The following is a 17,093-nucleotide window of genomic DNA, read 5'->3' on the forward strand; positions in this document are numbered from 1 at the left end:
GAATTAAAACAAAACTGCCTCCATCTGGGCATCAAATCAGATGGTAAATAAGAAGAGGTGAACAATGGGTAAGCCAACAGGATTCATGGAATACAAGCGTAAGCCGATGTCAAACCGCGCAGCCGATGTGCGCATTAAAGACTTCGACGAAATCCACGAACACGCGAACACCGACAAGCTCAAAACCCAAGGCGCTCGCTGCATGGACTGCGGCGTCCCCTTCTGCCAATCCGATACAGGTTGCCCAATCGATAACCTGATCCCCGAGTGGAACGACCTTGTCTACCACGAAGAATGGCGTGAAGCCCTTGACCGTCTACACAAAACCAACAACTTCCCCGAATTCACCGGCCGCGTCTGCCCCGCTCCTTGTGAAGGCTCCTGCTGCCTCGGTGTCATCGAACCACCCGTGACCATCAAGTCCATCGAGTGCGCTATCATCGATCGTGGCTACGAAGAAGGTTGGATCAAACCTCAACCCCCACAATCACGCACCGATAAAACCATTGCCATCATCGGCTCAGGCCCTGCGGGTCTCGCCGCAGCCGACCAACTCAACAAAGCCGGCCACACCGTCACCGTCTATGAACGCCATGACCGCCCAGGCGGCCTGCTCATGTATGGCATCCCTAACATGAAGTTAGACAAGAACTACGTTCAGCGACGCATCGATCTCATGATCGAAGAAGGTGTCACATTCATTACCAACGCATTTGTTGGCGGTTCACCCCAGCTCAAAGCCGGTGCTGTGGACAACGATGAAAATACACAGTTCATCGACATCAACGACCTTCGTGGTGATTTCGACGCAGTTCTCCTCGCAACCGGCTCAACCACCGCACGCGATCTCCCAGCTCCTGGCCGCGAACTCAACGGCGTACACTTTGCCATGGAGTTCCTACACCAAAACACAAAATCCCTCCTCGACTCAAACCTTGAGGACGGCAAATATATCTCCGCGAAAGATAAGGACGTGATCGTCATCGGTGGCGGCGACACAGGCACCGACTGTATCGGTACTTCCATCCGTCACGGTGCGACCTCAGTCGTGAACTTTGAACTGTTGCCCAAACCTCCTCAGGAACGTGCAGCCGACAACCCGTGGCCACAATGGCCCCGCATCCTCCGCACGGACTACGGCCACGAAGAAGCCATCGACACCTACGGCGACGATCCACGTGAATACCAGATCCTTACTAAAGAATTCGTTGGTGACGACGAAGGCAACCTCACCGGCGTTAAAACCGTTCGCGTCTACTGGCGTAAAGATCAAAACGGCCAATGGCAGATGACCGAAGTCACCGGCTCTGAGCAAATCTACAAAGCCGATCTCTGCTTCCTCGCTATGGGTTTCACCGGCCCCGAGAAAATCCTCGCCGAAAAGCTTGGCCTCGAAACCGACAACCGTTCAAACTTCAAAGCGGAGCACGGCGAATACGCCACCAACGTCGAAGGCCTCTTCGCCGCAGGTGACTGCCGTCGTGGTCAATCGCTTGTCGTCTGGGCTATCAATGAAGGCCGCGGCGCCGCCCGTAAGATCGACGAATACCTCACCGGTGCTTCCGAGCTTCCCGCTCCAGACGTCGAAACACAATTCGCCTCAACCGCAGGCTAATCACCCGTTAGCCACTAAACACAACCAAACAAAGGCCCATGCACTTCGCATGGGTCTTTTCATTATTTGAACCAGTTGTATGCATATTTATAAAACTAATATGTAAATGTAAACAAGCAGACCAGCTACATTTTTCATTCCATCTCATAATCATCCTGCTAATTAACCGGTTGGTATTTACAGAAAAGATTCTAGACCTGATCACCGTTTATTTATAGTATCCATCCATGGACTACGCCCGTTTGCATTCCTCATACACTTTCATCATTTTGTTCGCTGCCCTCTTTGGCTACTTCCTCCTCCCCATCGAAATCTACCAATCGACACGCGACTTCATTCCGCTCATGCTCGCACTTGTTATGCTTGGCATGGGCCTCACCATAACTCCTCACCAACTCAAAGCACTACGTTCAGCTGGCCTCTTTCTCATTCTCGGCATCATCCTTCAATACACCATCATGCCTCTTACCGCATTCGCCATTGCTAAAATCCTCAACCTTCCTCCACTTCTCATTCTTGGCATCATCCTTGTTGGTTCTTCACCCGGCGGCACAGCCTCAAATGTCATCACCTATCTTGCCCGTGGTGATGTCGCGCTCTCCATCACCCTCACCACAGCCTCCACACTCCTCGCCCCGCTACTCACACCTCTTTGGGTATATCTATTGGCATCTCAATGGATCCCCATCGCACCGGCGCCGTTGTTTATCACCATCACTAAAATTATCCTTGTCCCCGTCATTCTCGGCATCCTCATCAGAATTTATTGGCATCCATCTAAGCGAATATTAAATCAATTTCTTCCAGTTTTTTCTATGCTAATTATCGCGATCATCGTCGCCGTCGTTGTTGGCTTGAATCGCACGACGATCCTTTCCTCATATCTCATATTCATCGCTGTTGCCATTCAATTCACCATCGGCCTAACCGCTGGTTACTTCAGCTCAAACTTCATCCAATCCAAACAAAGCCGCGCAAAAAACAAACCGCGCTCTCGCGCCGTCGCTATCGAAGTAGCTATGCAAAACTCCGGCCTCGCCGTTGCTCTTGCCCTTGCACATTTCGACCCACTCGCCGCCGTACCCGGCGCAATTTATTCGATCTTCCACAACATTGCAGGCGTTATACTCGCCTCATATTGGCATAGCCAACCTTCCAAGACATAATTCACGAACCGAGTGGCTTACGTTTCACTATCTCCGGGTCTTCATCACCATAAATCCGATCAAGTTCTATTTGCTCGTTTCTTAATTGGCGAATCATTAACCGTGCATCCTTAGCTTGATTTGATTCTGGGAACAGCCGGAGCAACGTTTCAAGTTCCACAATCGCAGCTCGTCTGTTGCTTTTCTTTACAAATTTTCTTGCGTTATTAAAGAAGCGATTAACTTCTTCTTTCTCTAGTTGCTTCGCGATCACCTTACCGTACTGATCACCTTTGCGGATGGCTTCAATTTTATTAATCGCGACCTTACCAGATTCTGTTAAACGAGCATGTTCCTTCAACCAGATATATAAATGATATGCTTTGATAATGTCAGTTTTTTCCAGCGCCCGAGCTTCATTCAATTTACGTTCAAGCAGAACAGGCGATAATTTATTGCCTGATTGCTTACGCACATTTTTCAACCGCCTCATGTCCATCTTTCCTTTCGGCGGGTTTGTGATTAATGAATGTATAGCTTTTAATTTTGCGATAAAAAAATCCTCATCTTTTGTTTTCTGAATCAAAACCGGATCATTCAAAATATAACGATGAATGGTTTCAGCTAAATCAATCATACGATCACGTAGCCGTTCATCATAAATCGACATCATGTCTAAGCGATTAACCTTCTCCATCAACAAATCCAGATTCTCCATCTTTGCCGCACGTTTAGCGATCACAATCTCCCGTTTAACACGTTCAACTTCTTGATCATCCATTCGATACGTTTTAAATTTACCCACCTCTCGCATATCTGCGATTAAACCTTGCTCGCCTGTTGTGTATTCACCTTTTGTTTCCCCAAATTCAACATTCGCATATAGTCGTTCCAGCGCGCTTTTTAATACAATAGGATGCCCAATCCAGAGCAGCTTACTCTCTTTCGATAAGATACATACCTGTGGCACATCATCAATCTGTAATCGCTTTGCTAAGACTTCTGCATGACTTTGATCAGAAAAAAACTGAGGCCATTTCAACATAAACTTTTGTCGTGCTGCTCTAACAATTTTTGCATTTTTATCTAAACTCACACTGACCAGCATCGCATTGCGTTTTTCAATGTCCGGCCACAACTCCTTCAAATACAGCAAACTCTCACGACTACCCACATGCCAACTCGCCCAAAAATGTAACACCACATATTTTCCTCGCATCGATCGTCTTGATATCGGCTCACCCCCGATACATCGCAATTGATAATCAACTTGATCGCCAATATTCCACTTATCATTATTGGCTACAATTTTCCCTTTATGACTTTGGCCGGATATAAAGCCAATACAGATAAACAAAATGAATATCAAACAAGCATTGACAGGTAACCATTTCAGTCTCAGCAAACTTTTACAATTATAGATCATCAATATTCTCCACCAATATCTGTAGCATCACTTCATACTAAAAAATCCGTCTATATAACTAGACGGATTCATTCAGCTTATATTTCAAATGTCGTGATTTTCACTCTTTAGGCATATTCTTTAGCAAATCCTTTGCTTCATATATCTCTTTAGCCGCCTTTGGGCATTCTTCCAATACCTTTTCATACATCTCTCGAGCACTCTTGACTTCCCCTAATTTCTGCATGGTCTTGCCTGTTTTAAGTAGCTGCTCCGCTTTTTTACCCTGCGACCAAACCTCATAACCTGTCATGAATTTTTGGTTTTTACGCTTTGTAAGCACCCAATCAACCGCCTCACGACCAGCATCACTGTTTGGCGATTTTTCCATGAGCCACTCATAAACATCGTAAGCCTCATACTCACGGTCGCTTTTCGCATAAATCTTTGCTTGTTTTAGCTTCTTCGCCAACACCCGATCACTGATCTTCTTGTTGACAAGCCTGTTTGTTTTCTTACTGGTAGGTTTTTGTTGGACGACAACTTTCTTTTCAGTAACTTCTTTCACAGATTTTATTTGATCCTGAATCCCCATTAACTGTTTTTGTAAATCAGGATTCTGAACCAACATCATCACAGCTTCCGGGTTATTCAGAACATCACGCTGCAATTTTTCTAGTATCTGCTCCGCCTCTTTTCTAACCCGAGCATCCATACCCGCCTGTGGATCTACTTGTGATAACACTTCAAAAATCTTCGCGAAATCACCTTTCTCAAGCAATTTCCTCGCCTCACCCATCTGTGCAATCGCCGCTTTAATCGTTTCCTCATCTACTTCTTTAACAACCTCTTCGCTCGCGCTTCCTTCTAGCTGATCTTGAAACTTCAAATAGACATCTCGCAACGGCGCATCCATATTCGCCGGATGTCCCACCCATGCAACCTCACCATTCGGATCTATGATATAGATAGACGGGATACCATTGACCCCGAAAAAGGCCGCTTCCCGTGAACTTCTCCCACCAAATACATGTGTCCAATCCATTCCTTTCTGTTTCACGAACCTCGCCATCTTCCCACGGTCACTATCCAGGCTCACCCCCATCAGCACAACCTTCTTGCCCTGTGCTGCTTTATTCACAGCCTTCATGTGTGGTATCGCTTCAATACAAGGCGGGCACCATGTTGCCCAAAAATCAATAATCACAATGTTCCCACGCAAACTCTCCAACGAAACTTTCTTTCGCTGCAACGTCGTGAACGTGAACGTGGGCTTGTCCCCCTTCTTGACCGCTGCTTCGCTCTTAACCCCAACCCCCAGCATCAGCGCTACCACGCACACCATCACAATTACCCGCTTTATAGCCATGCTCATCACCTTATTTACTGTCATCAAATATTGATCGATACATCAAAGATCCCCATCTCCCACCACTATTATCATCAAATATCGCCCCATACTTTGCAACGATCTTCTGATAATTACCCCATATTCGCATATAAATCCCCGTTTTATCCCGCTCACGCGCGATCCATCAACCGATTTACCGCATCACGCATCGCCTCAGCAGTCACCACCTCTTCGACTACAACCTCATTCGCCCCCGCCTCGCCCGCCATCAACCCGCGGCTCAGGAAATTGGTTCTCGCCACAATCTTCAAATCCCCTCGCATCTTCCTCGCAATGCGGCACGCTTCAATCGCATCCCCCTCATCCGGGATCGCAATCACCAGAACATCAGCCTCCATAATCCCCGCATTCCGCAAGACCCCCTCATCCAGAATATTTCCAAATTTCGCTCCCTTATTCCGCTCCAATCGCATCAATACCGTATCCGGATTCGTATCCACCACCGTGACCGCATATCCGCTCGCCTCTAAATGCTCGCCAACAATCCGACCCGCCGGGCCATACCCCGCAACAATCGCGCTGCCCTGCGTTCCTGCTTGATGTCCTTTCGCTTCTTTCACACGCTTAGTCTCCTCTAGAGCAGTTTGTATCATTATGCCGTATAAGCATTCAATACGTAACGACCAACTGGTCAACCCGGAAGGTCATAACGCAAGACGCTCAAAAATGACTGATAACCAAACAAATACCCTGCCATTCTCTCAACTCCACACCAACTGTCTAGCCTTTCTCATCCATATCAACATACAATATCGCATCTCATAGAGCAGTTTGCGTGATTATTCACAGGTCTTGCCTAAGTAAGTAAACAGCAATATAGCTTACCACGCCTCATTAAATCGTCATCGACCTTCTGCTCAACAAGTGAGTATTGACGCCAAACGCTCTAGAAAGGTTCCCATTATGCCTAACTCGCTAACATCGCTTCCTCTCTATCAAGTCGATGCTTTTACCCAGACTCCATTCGCCGGTAATCCTGCCGCTGTATGCGTGCTCCCCGAAAAGGAACGCTCACCCTCACATATCAATGATGCATGGATGCAAAACCTTGCCGCTGAGATGAACCTATCTGAAACCGCGTTTCTTCAGCCACTCTCAAGAGATTCTCAAAACCAGTTTCTCATTCGCTGGTTCACCCCCGCTGCCGAAGTCGAACTCTGTGGCCACGCCACCCTCGCATCTGCCCATATTCTCTACCAAACCGAGCGTCATCCTGAACATCAACCGCTGCATTTCCAAACCTTGCACGCCGGTCAGCTTACCTGTTCACTGACGACCCACAACCAAATCCTGATGGATTTCCCCGCAGATACTCCCCAACCACTCCCCATTGACCAATTACCCTCCGAACTCATCACACATCTCAATATCACCTCAGCCGAGATCGTCAACGCATTCAAAAATTCATGGGATATCCTCCTTGAACTCAAATCCGAATCACTTGTACGAAATCTCACTCCAAATTTCCACGCACTCGCTCAGTTCGCATCCCGTGGTATCGCCGTAACCGCTGCAGCTGATCCCAACACTGATTACGATTTTGTCTCACGTTTCTTCGCCCCCGCCTTGCGTATTAATGAAGACCCCGTCACCGGCTCACTTCATTGTGTACTCGCTCCATACTGGGCAAAGAAACTAAATAAAAATCCGCTCGTCGCTTATCAAGCCTCATCACGCGGCGGCCTGCTCAACCTTCATTGCAAATCACATGACAATAAACACCGCATCGAAATTGCAGGTCATGCAACAACCATCTTCAATGCCAATCTCATCCTCTAATTCGACAACATTTCAGTGCCCAACCAAACCATCGGGTCGATAGTGATTCTTCAGCTACAGTTAAGTTATTTCTTATGTAAACGTTTTCTCAATACCAGCCCAATTTTATTGAGCAATAACTTATTAATAACGGCAATTGTTTCTCGTTAGAGATAAAAACAAATCCCGTAATTTCATATATAATTTTAATGCGCCCTTATTAATCATCATTCGTTCTCATCAGCGCTATCAAATCGCTATTTAAATGTTGCCTAAACATGTACTAATTAATGCGAATCAAATAGCGTTTGTTCTATAGTTCTGCATGTTGATGAAACAAAAAAAAGCGCCTTACTGAACGATGCCAGTAAAGCGCCTTCCGGGGGCAAAATGCTGTTATTCTCCTGCCGTTTGGCTTCCCATCACCAATCAACAGGCTTATTTTCTTCGATTAGTATACTTGATTCAATCGGTACTTACCAGCCTAAATGATAGGTTTTATACTCTCAATCATCATGATACCTATTGAACAACCTTGGTTACAAGCAAACTATTCCCAGGCAAACGCAAACCCTCAACTTTTATCTTTTGGCCATGCGTTCCCTGTTTACCTTGAATTAAATCAGCAGACTTTGCGGTCGGAATATAGTTAAATATTCTTCCCTTTTCATCCTGCAAATGATGCAGGTGACCAAGCTTGCAGTTATGTGGTAATTCATCAACATCGAGTTGGCATTGGCAACCATTCACACCTTCCAAAACTACTTTTATGCCATCAATTGATTCATACTTAGAAGTATCAATCTTCTGCTTCTTAGCTTCCTTTTGACTTAACACATTCACATCATCGAGATACACCAAACCACCATGGTTGTATGCTTTACCTTTTGCCGCAACCATGCTGCCAATCTCTACACTAGACAATGCCGCTTTATTATCCGGCGTCTCAATAAAGTGATAAACACCCTTCTCAGTAACCAAAACCATATCCGTCAGCTTGTCTAACTTGCGCATAGCTGGTGTTTCATTATCCGCCGCATCAAAAAAACCTGTCAACTGTTTGACCACACCCACCTGATCAAACCCGCTTACCTTCGGCATGCACTTCGTGCAGGTCGCGCCACTGCATTCCTTACCGCAAGCAACCTTCGCATCACCATCTTCATCATGATGTTCCTTCTCAGCAGCTTTCAGTGGACATTTCTTAATCTCACAATCTTCGTTTTTTTCCGCCTTCTTAGCTTCGCACTTCGCACACGTGCATCCAGCCTTACACTTGCTCTTCTCGGTGTGGCCGCTCTCAGCATGTCCATCGTCATGATCCCCACTCTCAGCATGCCCGTGTTCATCATGCTCATCGTGACTTTCCCGGTCACCTTTGCCGTCATTCTCATGCAGCCCGCCGTGATGCATTTCCACCGCAGCTTCCTTACCATCACACGATCCGCAATGCGCCATCGCCACACCACTGATCGCAAAAAGTCCTACAAACATAAACATACCGACAACCAGCAATTTTAAGCTGGGCTTCAATTGACAACACATACGTTGTTCTCCTGTTACTTAACCCTGGCCCGCGAACGCAGCCGTTATTGAAAACTACTCATTGATAGAATCACCGGACATACAACACCCTTCGTACGCATCATATTCCCATACTGCAATATTTTTTTTCTTTTAAAATCTTTGAGTCACTATCTTTAGCGATTCTAATTTGCCCAACCCGCTCACTACTGAGACAATACCCATATGCCGGGAATCAAAAACAAATCCAATCAACCTCTCCAGCCACCCGCGAACTGCATCACTTGTGATTACAATCTCGCTTACCTCACCACCACCTCTTGCCCCGAATGTGGCCGACCTTTTGATCCTTCCGATCCACAAACCTATATCAATCCCAAACAAGTCAAAATTCAGCCACCCCCATTTACACCCTATTTCCTATCCATCATCCTCATCACAACCTTCCTCACCCTCATCCCTTACGTTCAGTTGCTCAACTTCTTCATCCTCATCCCAACCCTCTTCATCTCCATCGTCGCGCTGACAGATCAAGATTACCAACGCAAACCTCTTGCTCTTTTTACCTGCTTATACATTATCACCATGTTCTTTTTCTCAATTCTACTTCTCAACTTTTACCTTACCCTTCCTCTTTAAGAACTAACGATTAAAAAGTTTCGCACACCGGCCATCATCAGTTGTGCCGCTAACACGCAAAACACCAAACCTGTAAGTTTGCTAAAAATCGTTAAACCCCGTTGACCAATGACTCGCTCCACAACACTTGCTCCAAACAGCAGCAATCCCACGGTCAATATCGCACCAAGCAGCCCCCCATATCCCACCGCTTGTTCCTGTAATGTATCCAGTTCAGAACCAATCACAAGCATCGCGCCAATCGTCGCCGGTCCAACAATAATCGGTATCGCCAACGGCACCACCCACTCCCCCTCATCATGCCCACTCTTGCCCATTCTCGTCTCCTCCATCCCTTCAGTCTCAACACCAACCTGCCCAGCCCGATGACTGCTTTTAACTAGCTCAATTCCCGACAAAAATAAAAGTACCCCTGCGCCAATCCGGAAAGCATCGATCGTGATCCCAAACAATCCAAAAATCCACGTACCGAAAAAATACAAAGTCGTTGATAACACGATCACCGCCGCCGTAACCTTCAGCGCCGTTCGATGCCGCTTCGATACGCCTTGATCTTTCGTCATCGCCAAAAAAATCGACACCCCCGCAAACGGCGTCAACAAAAAGAAAAACTTAATATAGTTGTTTACGAACAAATTTAAATACTCACCAACACTCATCACAATCTCCATTCTCTCATCACAATTGCACGAGGCCTAAACTAACCCGAAGTTAGATCTGGTCATACATTATCTCCTCTCCTCATCTTACATGCAATATTGTCTCCCAACCCACGTTCTTCCCTTTAAGGAGATCTCTATGAAGCATATTCTCATTACCCTATTCACGGTTTTACTGCTCCTTCACACCACCCATGCTCAACCCGCCGCAATACTCACCTATCCCATCGTCGACACCAACCAGATCCGCTCTTTCGATAACCACAGCCGTATCTCCATCCCATCACCCAATCAGCCATTCTTCGGCCAAGACGCCAACTATACCGGCCTCACCCCTGCTTACCGCAATAACAAAGACGGCACCATCACCGACCTAAACACCGGCCTCATGTGGCAACAATCCTATCAACGCGCTACCTACCAGCAAGCCCTTTCCGGGGCTGCCAAATGCCGTACTGCCAGTCATTCCGATTGGCGTCTCCCAACGATCAAAGAACTCTACTCCCTCATTCTTTTCTCCGGCACAGATCCCGATCCACAAGCCTCATCCTCATCATCTATCCCATTCATAGACGACCAATTTTTTGATTTCTCTTTCGGCAACACCTCGCGCAACGAGCGCATCATCGACGTACAATTCTGGTCTTCGACTCAATACACCTCCACTACCATGCATGGCAACAAAACCGTTTTCGGCCTCAACCTCGCCGATGGACGCATCAAAGGTTATCCAAAAACCTCCCCTCACAACCCCAACCAAAAACGCCTCGTCCGCTACGTCCGCAGCAACCCCGACTACGGCAAAAATCATTTCATCGATAACAACGACGGCACCATTACCGACCTTGCGACCGGCCTAACCTGGGCTAAAAATGATTCTGACAAACCTATGACTTGGCAGCAAGCCCTCGAATATTGCAACAAGCTCAATCTTGCAGATCAAAAAGATTGGCGCCTCCCCAACGCCAAAGAACTACAATCCATCGTTGACTACACCCGCTCACCCGATGCGACTCATTCGCCCGCCATCAATCCCATCTTCAACACAACCGCGATTAAAAACGAAGGCAACAAAACCGACTACCCACAATTCTGGACCTCAACCACACATCAATCCCAACGAGGCGGGCAAGCCGCCGTTTATATCGCTTTCGGCCGCGCTCTCGGTTACATGACTAGCGGCCCACCCAACCAAAATCGGCGTTCCACTTCAAAAACCAAACTCATGGATGTTCACGGCGCAGGGGCTCAGCGTTCTGATCTCAAATCCGGCAACCCTAAAGACTACCCGCATGGCCTTGGTCCGCAAGGCGATGTCATCCGCATCTACAACTACGTACGTCCTGTTCGCAGTGGAGCTGCAAACATCACAACCACTGAGCCGCCACTCACCAAGCAAGAAAAACAACAATATAAACAATCTAATCCAGCATTAGACAATTTTATCAATCGTCTTGATCATAACGGCGACAATAAAGTCTCGCGTTCCGAATTCGACGGCCCATCTCAGCATTTCAAATATCTTGATCGCAATAACGACAACTACATCACACTAGATGAAGCCCCTTCTGGCCCACCAAACCAACAAGCTCCCCCTCCACGCAAAAGACGCTAACTCACTTCCGCCTCAACAAACCCAATCCCCCCAGCAGCATCAGTATCCCAACGCTCGGCTCCGGTATCCGTGATTCCACTCGACTAATCAATTCTTCCCAAGGAAACATCGCTCCCGGATCTCGTCTATTCCATGGCTGCACCTGACCATGACCTACCAATCCCGCTTGATTAAAATCAATATCCCTAACAACTTCCCCATTCTCTTTATGCCAAGCCGCCTCGCCCTCCGGATGTATCAGCGGAATATCATATCGTTGTACATAATACGCAACCACATCTGCTAACGTATCAAGATTCGACCGATACCCATCCCCCGGCGTAGGATCATGTACATCCTCGGGCTCTCCTACCTCATACCGCCATGTATCCACCCTGTCATCATTCGGATCAACGTGACCACGCGAAAATCCCGACATCTCAATCCCAATCGATCGCCGGTTGTAATACGTCCCATGCCACGCCCTTCTCGTCGAGTCCACCATCTGTGTCACACGACCATCACGCGCAATCACAAAATGCGCAGAATTACTATTATTACCTGAGTTTCGAAACCACCTCACTGTATTCTCATACACACCCGACCCTTCAGTTGTATGCATCACAATCGAATCAACCTTTGTTCCCCATCGATTGCTCGCATTCTTTGCCCCCTTAAATTCAAATTCCTGCCACCCCTTATTCAGGATTTGCTGCAAATCCGCAAAATCACTCCCCGCTTCCTCGAATCCTCTCGCTTGCTCCATTCCAAAGACGATCGAAACACACAATAACAATACACATCTCATCAAAGTTATGCGCATCATGTACTCCTAAATAATAACAAATAAAAATATCTCTCATTCATCAGTAAGATTATGTAACATATCACACAATCTCATATATCAATACAAAAATCACTCAGTATTATCCATATCTCAATTTTGAGATATTCGCATAAAATTTCATATAAAACACAATTACGCGATCATCTCATTCACATAGATATCGCATACAGTAATGATGATCGGGATCACAATCATGAACCTCCATTCCATTGGCCTCCAGTCAGATCTGCTTTTTTTCAATCAAAATTCAATCATCACCCATCAGCCCGATCACCTCATCATTAAAACCCCACAAAACCCCACTTTTTTTCAAGGCAACCTTCTCATCTACAACCATCCACCTTCATCAACCCATCTCACAAACTGGGAAGATGCAGCCAATCAAGCATTCAGCGATCAACCCCTCACTGCTCACCGCTGTTTCGCGTGGGATATTAATCCCGCCGATCCACTCACTGACCCCATCACTTCCAAAGCCGTCGCTACTTTCGAATCTGCAAACTACGAATACGAGCAATCCATCATTCTCACAACCAACACCATTAACTCGCCAAAGCATCCAAACTCCGACATCCATATCAAACCCATCACCGCTCCCGCGCATTGGCAAGCCGTTACCGAACTCCAAATCGACATCGGTTCAAAAACCTACAACGAAAAACTGTACCGCCCTTTTATGCTTCAGCGCATCAAAGATTGGCAACACATGATCAACAACAATCAAGGTATTTGGCTCGGTGCTTTCCTGGGCAACACGCTCGCCGCCGATCTCGGCTTCTTTTGGAACCAATCTCTTTCACGCTTCCAACACGTCGAAACCCACCCCGACCATCGCAACCAAGGCATCTGCGCCACCCTCGTCCATCATGCATGTCAGCTCGCCTTAAACCAAAACCCGCAAACCACACTTGTCATGGAAGCCGATGAATCCTACCACGCCGCCCGCATCTACCAATCCCTCGGCTTCGCCCCCACTGAACGCATCAGCTATCTCACTAAATACAACAAACAAATCTGGAACGCTTAATAACCTACCCACAAATTCGAACAAGCATAAGCACCCGATCCAAATCAAGCCCACGACCACCGGTCGTGGGGTGTCCTGCAATTTCCATTCATTTGCCTGCAATCAAAAAACCATCTCCCACCTCCAATCGAATTCTCTCTTACAATTCAAGTAGCGGCTTCGCTCCTTCATTAGTAACGCCAACACCAATAGCCGGCGATCCGTGATCGCCGGAAACTCTCACTCATCAAGTCCCTTTCTCTCCCTCAATTATGAATCGTGCAACATCTCAAAAGTAGCCGCGGAGCCACGCTCCGCGCGCCCTCACCTTCTCACATCCCCTCATAACCCTTCTTCCTACAACAAAAAAAGCTCACCATTAAAATGATGAGCTTCAATCCTAATTTTAATCGTAAATGAAAAACGATTTGCGATAGAGCAGTTCGCATGAATATCCACAGGTCTAACCAAAGTAAGTAAACATCAGAATAACTTACGAAACCTCATCAAATCGTAAACGAACCTTTGGTCAACCAGTGAGTATTTACGCAATACGCTCTATGTGATAATAAAATCTCTCAGTTCTATCAATACTTACGCAACATATCACATAATCTCATATATCAATACACGATTTACTCAGGATTATCCTTATCCGAAAATTGGGACATCGCTCCATTAAAGACGACGACAAAACAAACTTCTTCACAAAAAAAGCATGCCGAGCCAACGTCCGACATGCTTCTAATCATTCATTTCATGAACAACTTTAATTTAACGTGATCTCAAATACACGCTGCTCATTATCAAAGAAATCAACAATGCAGCGTAATTTCCCATCAATCCCCTTAAAAAATCCAGGCGCATAGTTATACATCTCTTTGATAGGCCGAGTATTTAGGCTCCCAAGACTAGCAATATAGTACCGATCATCAACATCGATTATTCCGTCAATAAACCGATGCATCATGTTCTGCTGATGAGTGATACGATTAACACCATCTATAATACTGAACTTAACCGATGAAACACGTAACTCTGGAATTGCACTCGAATCTCGTGGTTTCATGCTGTACTCAAACAAATCTTCATCCGTGCAATAGGCAACAAAAATTGTCTGATCATGCTTAAATACATATGGCACATACGCATTATAACTCCTCCCATCAATGTCACGTAACAAAGATTCGTAAACAATCTGACGATCTTCATGAACCCAGTCACTCACCGACTTGCCACCATTATTCGCAGTAACCGACCTGATAACATTGTAATAATTCTCCTTGTTATCTGTGCCATAGACCTGCTTTTTAACCCCTTCCATCACGACCATGATCTTGTCATTGCCATCCGCATTCGCGTTTGGCTCAACCATCACGACCGACGCCATGCCATCTCGACTTAATTTTCCATTACCCGCAGGCTCCCGCGCCACAATAATTCGCGGTGACGATAAAGTAGATATCATTCCATTGTTATACGTAGCATTCTTCATCGCAATCCACTGATGCCCAAGATATGACGGATCCGTGGTCTCATAGTCATAATAAATCTGTAACTCACCATTAGAACGTCGAAACAAATATGGCGCACCAACAAAGCTGTATTTTGTCTGACCATCCGCAGTGAGATACGTACCACCTACTTCAACGACATGCAACCCCCCAGTACTAGGTATTGTTGTGTTATTAGGTAAAACACTATTTGTTGCGTTATGAATTTCATTAATACTAATGACATGCTTATTGGGGTTCACCGTGTTGTTGTGCTTCTTCATGCCATAAGAAACAAACATCTTATCGACCAACCCGCCATTGCCATTTTTTACACTCCCAGCCCAAATCATCGGGTCATGAATCGCTCCCAAATTAGTCGCCAAAAGATCCCTCATTCGCTGCCATGTCACACCATTATCTGTGCTTCGAAACAAATGAATCGAACTTTTGCCATCACCCAAAGGCTTCACCACATACTCACCGTTCTCCAAAACGACCTCTTCATGTGGCCCCGGACGAACACCCCACAAACAACCATCAAATTCCGCGACAGATCGAATCGGGCCCGGGTTACTTGCCTTATGAACCGCAACAGCGGATCCATATCTTTTCATCAGTAACGCCGATTCTGGAAGTGCTGAATTACAAATCCGAACCTCATCAATCTTCCCGTCAGTCCGGTACTGCTCAACGCCGCTATACGTGCCATTACCAATACGCCAATAATAAGAATCGCCTCCCCCCGAACCGAGTATTTTCTTATTACTGCTGCTGTTGTAATTTGCCGTCCATAATCCTGGCTGATTATTCGATATATTATTGGCCTTGATATATAGTCTGAGCGTCTGACCATCACCAGTCACCGCGATGTCATACCAGAACGATGTCGCATTCTGTGACGGCGGCGTGATATGACCAGCTGGCGTTTGAACACTATGACTAATACCGTTTTCGTCCTTGACATACGCCAAAACGCTGCCATCCATCATATGCGCAACAAAGAAACTTGCTGGACCACTTGAACTGCCTGATCCCCCGATTTCAACATCATCACGGGATACTAAGACTCGGTGATCTGCCAAAGCCGCCGTATTTGGCTTATAGCTAACCTCAACCGTAAATTCCTTAAACTCAGCCTTCTCAACATCTGTATGTATCGGATGGTTTGGAAAATGCGTCGTCGTTACCTGAGCGTTGGTCTGTAGCACATGTGAATCACTATTGATTTCCAGATAGGTTAAATTGCTTTCTTGAGTCTGGTAAACCGTAAGAAATCTACCCCCAGCATCATTCGCTGTGGTTCGATTAGGAATCACAGAAGTTGCGTACAGCAAATTCCCATTGCCCGAAAAATCATAACCCGACCATGTATTACTGTATTCAGTCGAGTCTTCAAACCGCCAGTACGCAATCATCGAATTCGGGTGCCTGGAATTATCAACGACATAATCATCCGCCACGATTACCCCAGACGATAAACCACTTGCAAATATCGCGAGTAATAAGAAATAAAGTTTTTTTATCGATCTCATCAGATTACCTTATTAGTAAGCATATGTAAGTATTAACAACAATTAAACATCTGTAAAATAATAAATATGAAGCGCATCACGTACGAATAGCGAAATAAGCTATTAATTGAGCTATTATGCACAATTTTAGAGCTTGACCATATCTATAAACAAACAAACCATACCAGAAGCATGATTTGTGGCATGGAAATACAAACTTTTGTACCCACCACCAAAAATATCGCTTTGCTCATACCCCGCATCCAGTTACACAAATGATTGAATAAGCCGTTTTTGGCGGCTCGAAAATAGACTCAAACACGACCTAGAGTAAGTTGCACCATTATTTGCCGTATTTCTCATCCCAACGATCGACAGCCAAACCATGTGTTCTGTGATTTTGATGAAACGACCGACTGGTCAACGCGGCAGGTATTTCTGCAAGACGCTCTAGAAAAGATCATCGCTCCTCCAGCAATATAG

At 46.1% G+C, this 17,093-nt stretch carries 13 protein-coding genes; 6 read left to right on the forward strand and 7 right to left on the reverse strand.

What is annotated here, in order from left to right:
• Window positions 1–64 precede the first annotated feature (64 nt).
• On the forward strand, window positions 65–1,615 hold the full coding sequence (locus KS4_RS00125) for a glutamate synthase subunit beta (protein ID WP_145072832.1): 1,551 nt from the start codon (window positions 65–67) through the stop codon (window positions 1,613–1,615).
• Between the two features lie 227 nt (window positions 1,616–1,842).
• Window positions 1,843–2,781, forward strand: a complete 939-nt coding sequence (locus KS4_RS00130; RefSeq protein ID WP_145072835.1) for a bile acid:sodium symporter family protein — start codon at window positions 1,843–1,845, stop codon at window positions 2,779–2,781.
• 1 nt (window position 2,782) lies between these two features.
• On the opposite strand, the gene KS4_RS00135 is transcribed toward KS4_RS00130, so the two are convergent.
• The 3 genes from KS4_RS00135 to KS4_RS00145 form a co-directional block, all read right to left on the reverse strand.
• Complete coding sequence (locus tag KS4_RS00135) at window positions 2,783–4,186, reverse strand: peroxiredoxin family protein (RefSeq protein ID WP_145072839.1); 1,404 nt, start codon at window positions 4,184–4,186, stop codon at window positions 2,783–2,785.
• 100 nt (window positions 4,187–4,286) lie between these two features.
• Entirely contained in the window at window positions 4,287–5,534 is a 1,248-nt protein-coding gene (locus tag KS4_RS00140; protein WP_200761408.1) for a redoxin domain-containing protein, read from the reverse strand.
• Window positions 5,535–5,686: 152 nt separating this feature from the next.
• Entirely contained in the window at window positions 5,687–6,136 is a 450-nt protein-coding gene (locus KS4_RS00145; RefSeq protein ID WP_200761409.1) for an NAD-binding protein, read from the reverse strand.
• Window positions 6,137–6,479: 343 nt separating this feature from the next.
• Between KS4_RS00145 and KS4_RS00150 the strand changes: the two genes are divergently transcribed.
• A complete protein-coding gene (locus KS4_RS00150) occupies window positions 6,480–7,355 on the forward strand; it encodes a PhzF family phenazine biosynthesis protein (protein WP_145072848.1) in 876 nt (291 codons plus the stop codon).
• Between the two features lie 501 nt (window positions 7,356–7,856).
• On the opposite strand, the gene KS4_RS00155 is transcribed toward KS4_RS00150, so the two are convergent.
• Window positions 7,857–8,879 carry a hypothetical protein gene (locus KS4_RS00155; RefSeq protein WP_145072851.1) on the reverse strand — a complete coding sequence of 341 codons (1,023 nt, stop codon included), beginning with the start codon at window positions 8,877–8,879 and terminating at the stop codon, window positions 7,857–7,859.
• Between the two features lie 204 nt (window positions 8,880–9,083).
• Between KS4_RS00155 and KS4_RS00160 the strand changes: the two genes are divergently transcribed.
• The gene (locus tag KS4_RS00160; RefSeq protein WP_145072854.1) at window positions 9,084–9,497 is read left to right on the forward strand and encodes a hypothetical protein; all 414 of its coding nucleotides are present in this window, start codon (window positions 9,084–9,086) and stop codon (window positions 9,495–9,497) included.
• Here the strand turns inward: KS4_RS00160 and KS4_RS00165 are convergent.
• Entirely contained in the window at window positions 9,494–10,156 is a 663-nt protein-coding gene (locus KS4_RS00165) for a MarC family protein (protein WP_145072857.1), read from the reverse strand. The two genes, KS4_RS00160 and KS4_RS00165, sit on opposite strands and share 4 nt — an antisense overlap.
• A gap of 139 nt (window positions 10,157–10,295) precedes the next feature.
• On the opposite strand from KS4_RS00165, the gene KS4_RS00170 reads away from it, so the two are divergent.
• A complete protein-coding gene (locus KS4_RS00170; RefSeq protein WP_145072860.1) occupies window positions 10,296–11,771 on the forward strand; it encodes an Lcl domain-containing protein in 1,476 nt (491 codons plus the stop codon).
• Between the two features lies 1 nt (window position 11,772).
• On the opposite strand, the gene KS4_RS00175 is transcribed toward KS4_RS00170, so the two are convergent.
• The gene (locus tag KS4_RS00175; protein WP_200761410.1) at window positions 11,773–12,573 is read right to left on the reverse strand and encodes an N-acetylmuramoyl-L-alanine amidase; all 801 of its coding nucleotides are present in this window, start codon (window positions 12,571–12,573) and stop codon (window positions 11,773–11,775) included.
• 217 nt (window positions 12,574–12,790) lie between these two features.
• Between KS4_RS00175 and KS4_RS00180 the strand changes: the two genes are divergently transcribed.
• Window positions 12,791–13,624 carry a GNAT family N-acetyltransferase gene (locus KS4_RS00180; protein WP_200761411.1) on the forward strand — a complete coding sequence of 278 codons (834 nt, stop codon included), beginning with the start codon at window positions 12,791–12,793 and terminating at the stop codon, window positions 13,622–13,624.
• Window positions 13,625–14,372: 748 nt separating this feature from the next.
• Here the strand turns inward: KS4_RS00180 and KS4_RS00185 are convergent.
• Complete coding sequence (locus tag KS4_RS00185; RefSeq protein WP_145072866.1) at window positions 14,373–16,631, reverse strand: LamG-like jellyroll fold domain-containing protein; 2,259 nt, start codon at window positions 16,629–16,631, stop codon at window positions 14,373–14,375.
• Between the last annotated feature and the right edge of the window lie 462 nt (window positions 16,632–17,093).

Origin of the sequence: Poriferisphaera corsica, assembly GCF_007747445.1 — a bacterium.
Lineage (GTDB): Bacteria > Planctomycetota > Phycisphaerae > Phycisphaerales > Phycisphaeraceae > Poriferisphaera > Poriferisphaera corsica.

Bases quoted from the DNA above. Each gene is read 5' to 3' on its own strand.
- KS4_RS00125 (WP_145072832.1), top strand. From the start codon at position 65: ATGGGTAAGCCAACAGGATTCATGGAATACAAGCGTAAGCCGATGTCA.
- KS4_RS00130 (WP_145072835.1), top strand. From the start codon at position 1,843: ATGGACTACGCCCGTTTGCATTCCTCATACACTTTCATCATTTTGTTC.
- KS4_RS00135 (WP_145072839.1), bottom strand. From the start codon at position 4,186: ATGATCTATAATTGTAAAAGTTTGCTGAGACTGAAATGGTTACCTGTC.
- KS4_RS00140 (WP_200761408.1), bottom strand. From the start codon at position 5,534: ATGGCTATAAAGCGGGTAATTGTGATGGTGTGCGTGGTAGCGCTGATG.
- KS4_RS00150 (WP_145072848.1), top strand. From the start codon at position 6,480: ATGCCTAACTCGCTAACATCGCTTCCTCTCTATCAAGTCGATGCTTTT.
- KS4_RS00155 (WP_145072851.1), bottom strand. From the start codon at position 8,879: ATGTGTTGTCAATTGAAGCCCAGCTTAAAATTGCTGGTTGTCGGTATG.
- KS4_RS00160 (WP_145072854.1), top strand. From the start codon at position 9,084: ATGCCGGGAATCAAAAACAAATCCAATCAACCTCTCCAGCCACCCGCG.
- KS4_RS00165 (WP_145072857.1), bottom strand. From the start codon at position 10,156: ATGAGTGTTGGTGAGTATTTAAATTTGTTCGTAAACAACTATATTAAG.
- KS4_RS00170 (WP_145072860.1), top strand. From the start codon at position 10,296: ATGAAGCATATTCTCATTACCCTATTCACGGTTTTACTGCTCCTTCAC.
- KS4_RS00175 (WP_200761410.1), bottom strand. From the start codon at position 12,573: ATGCGCATAACTTTGATGAGATGTGTATTGTTATTGTGTGTTTCGATC.
- KS4_RS00180 (WP_200761411.1), top strand. From the start codon at position 12,791: ATGAACCTCCATTCCATTGGCCTCCAGTCAGATCTGCTTTTTTTCAAT.
- KS4_RS00185 (WP_145072866.1), bottom strand. From the start codon at position 16,631: ATGAGATCGATAAAAAAACTTTATTTCTTATTACTCGCGATATTTGCA.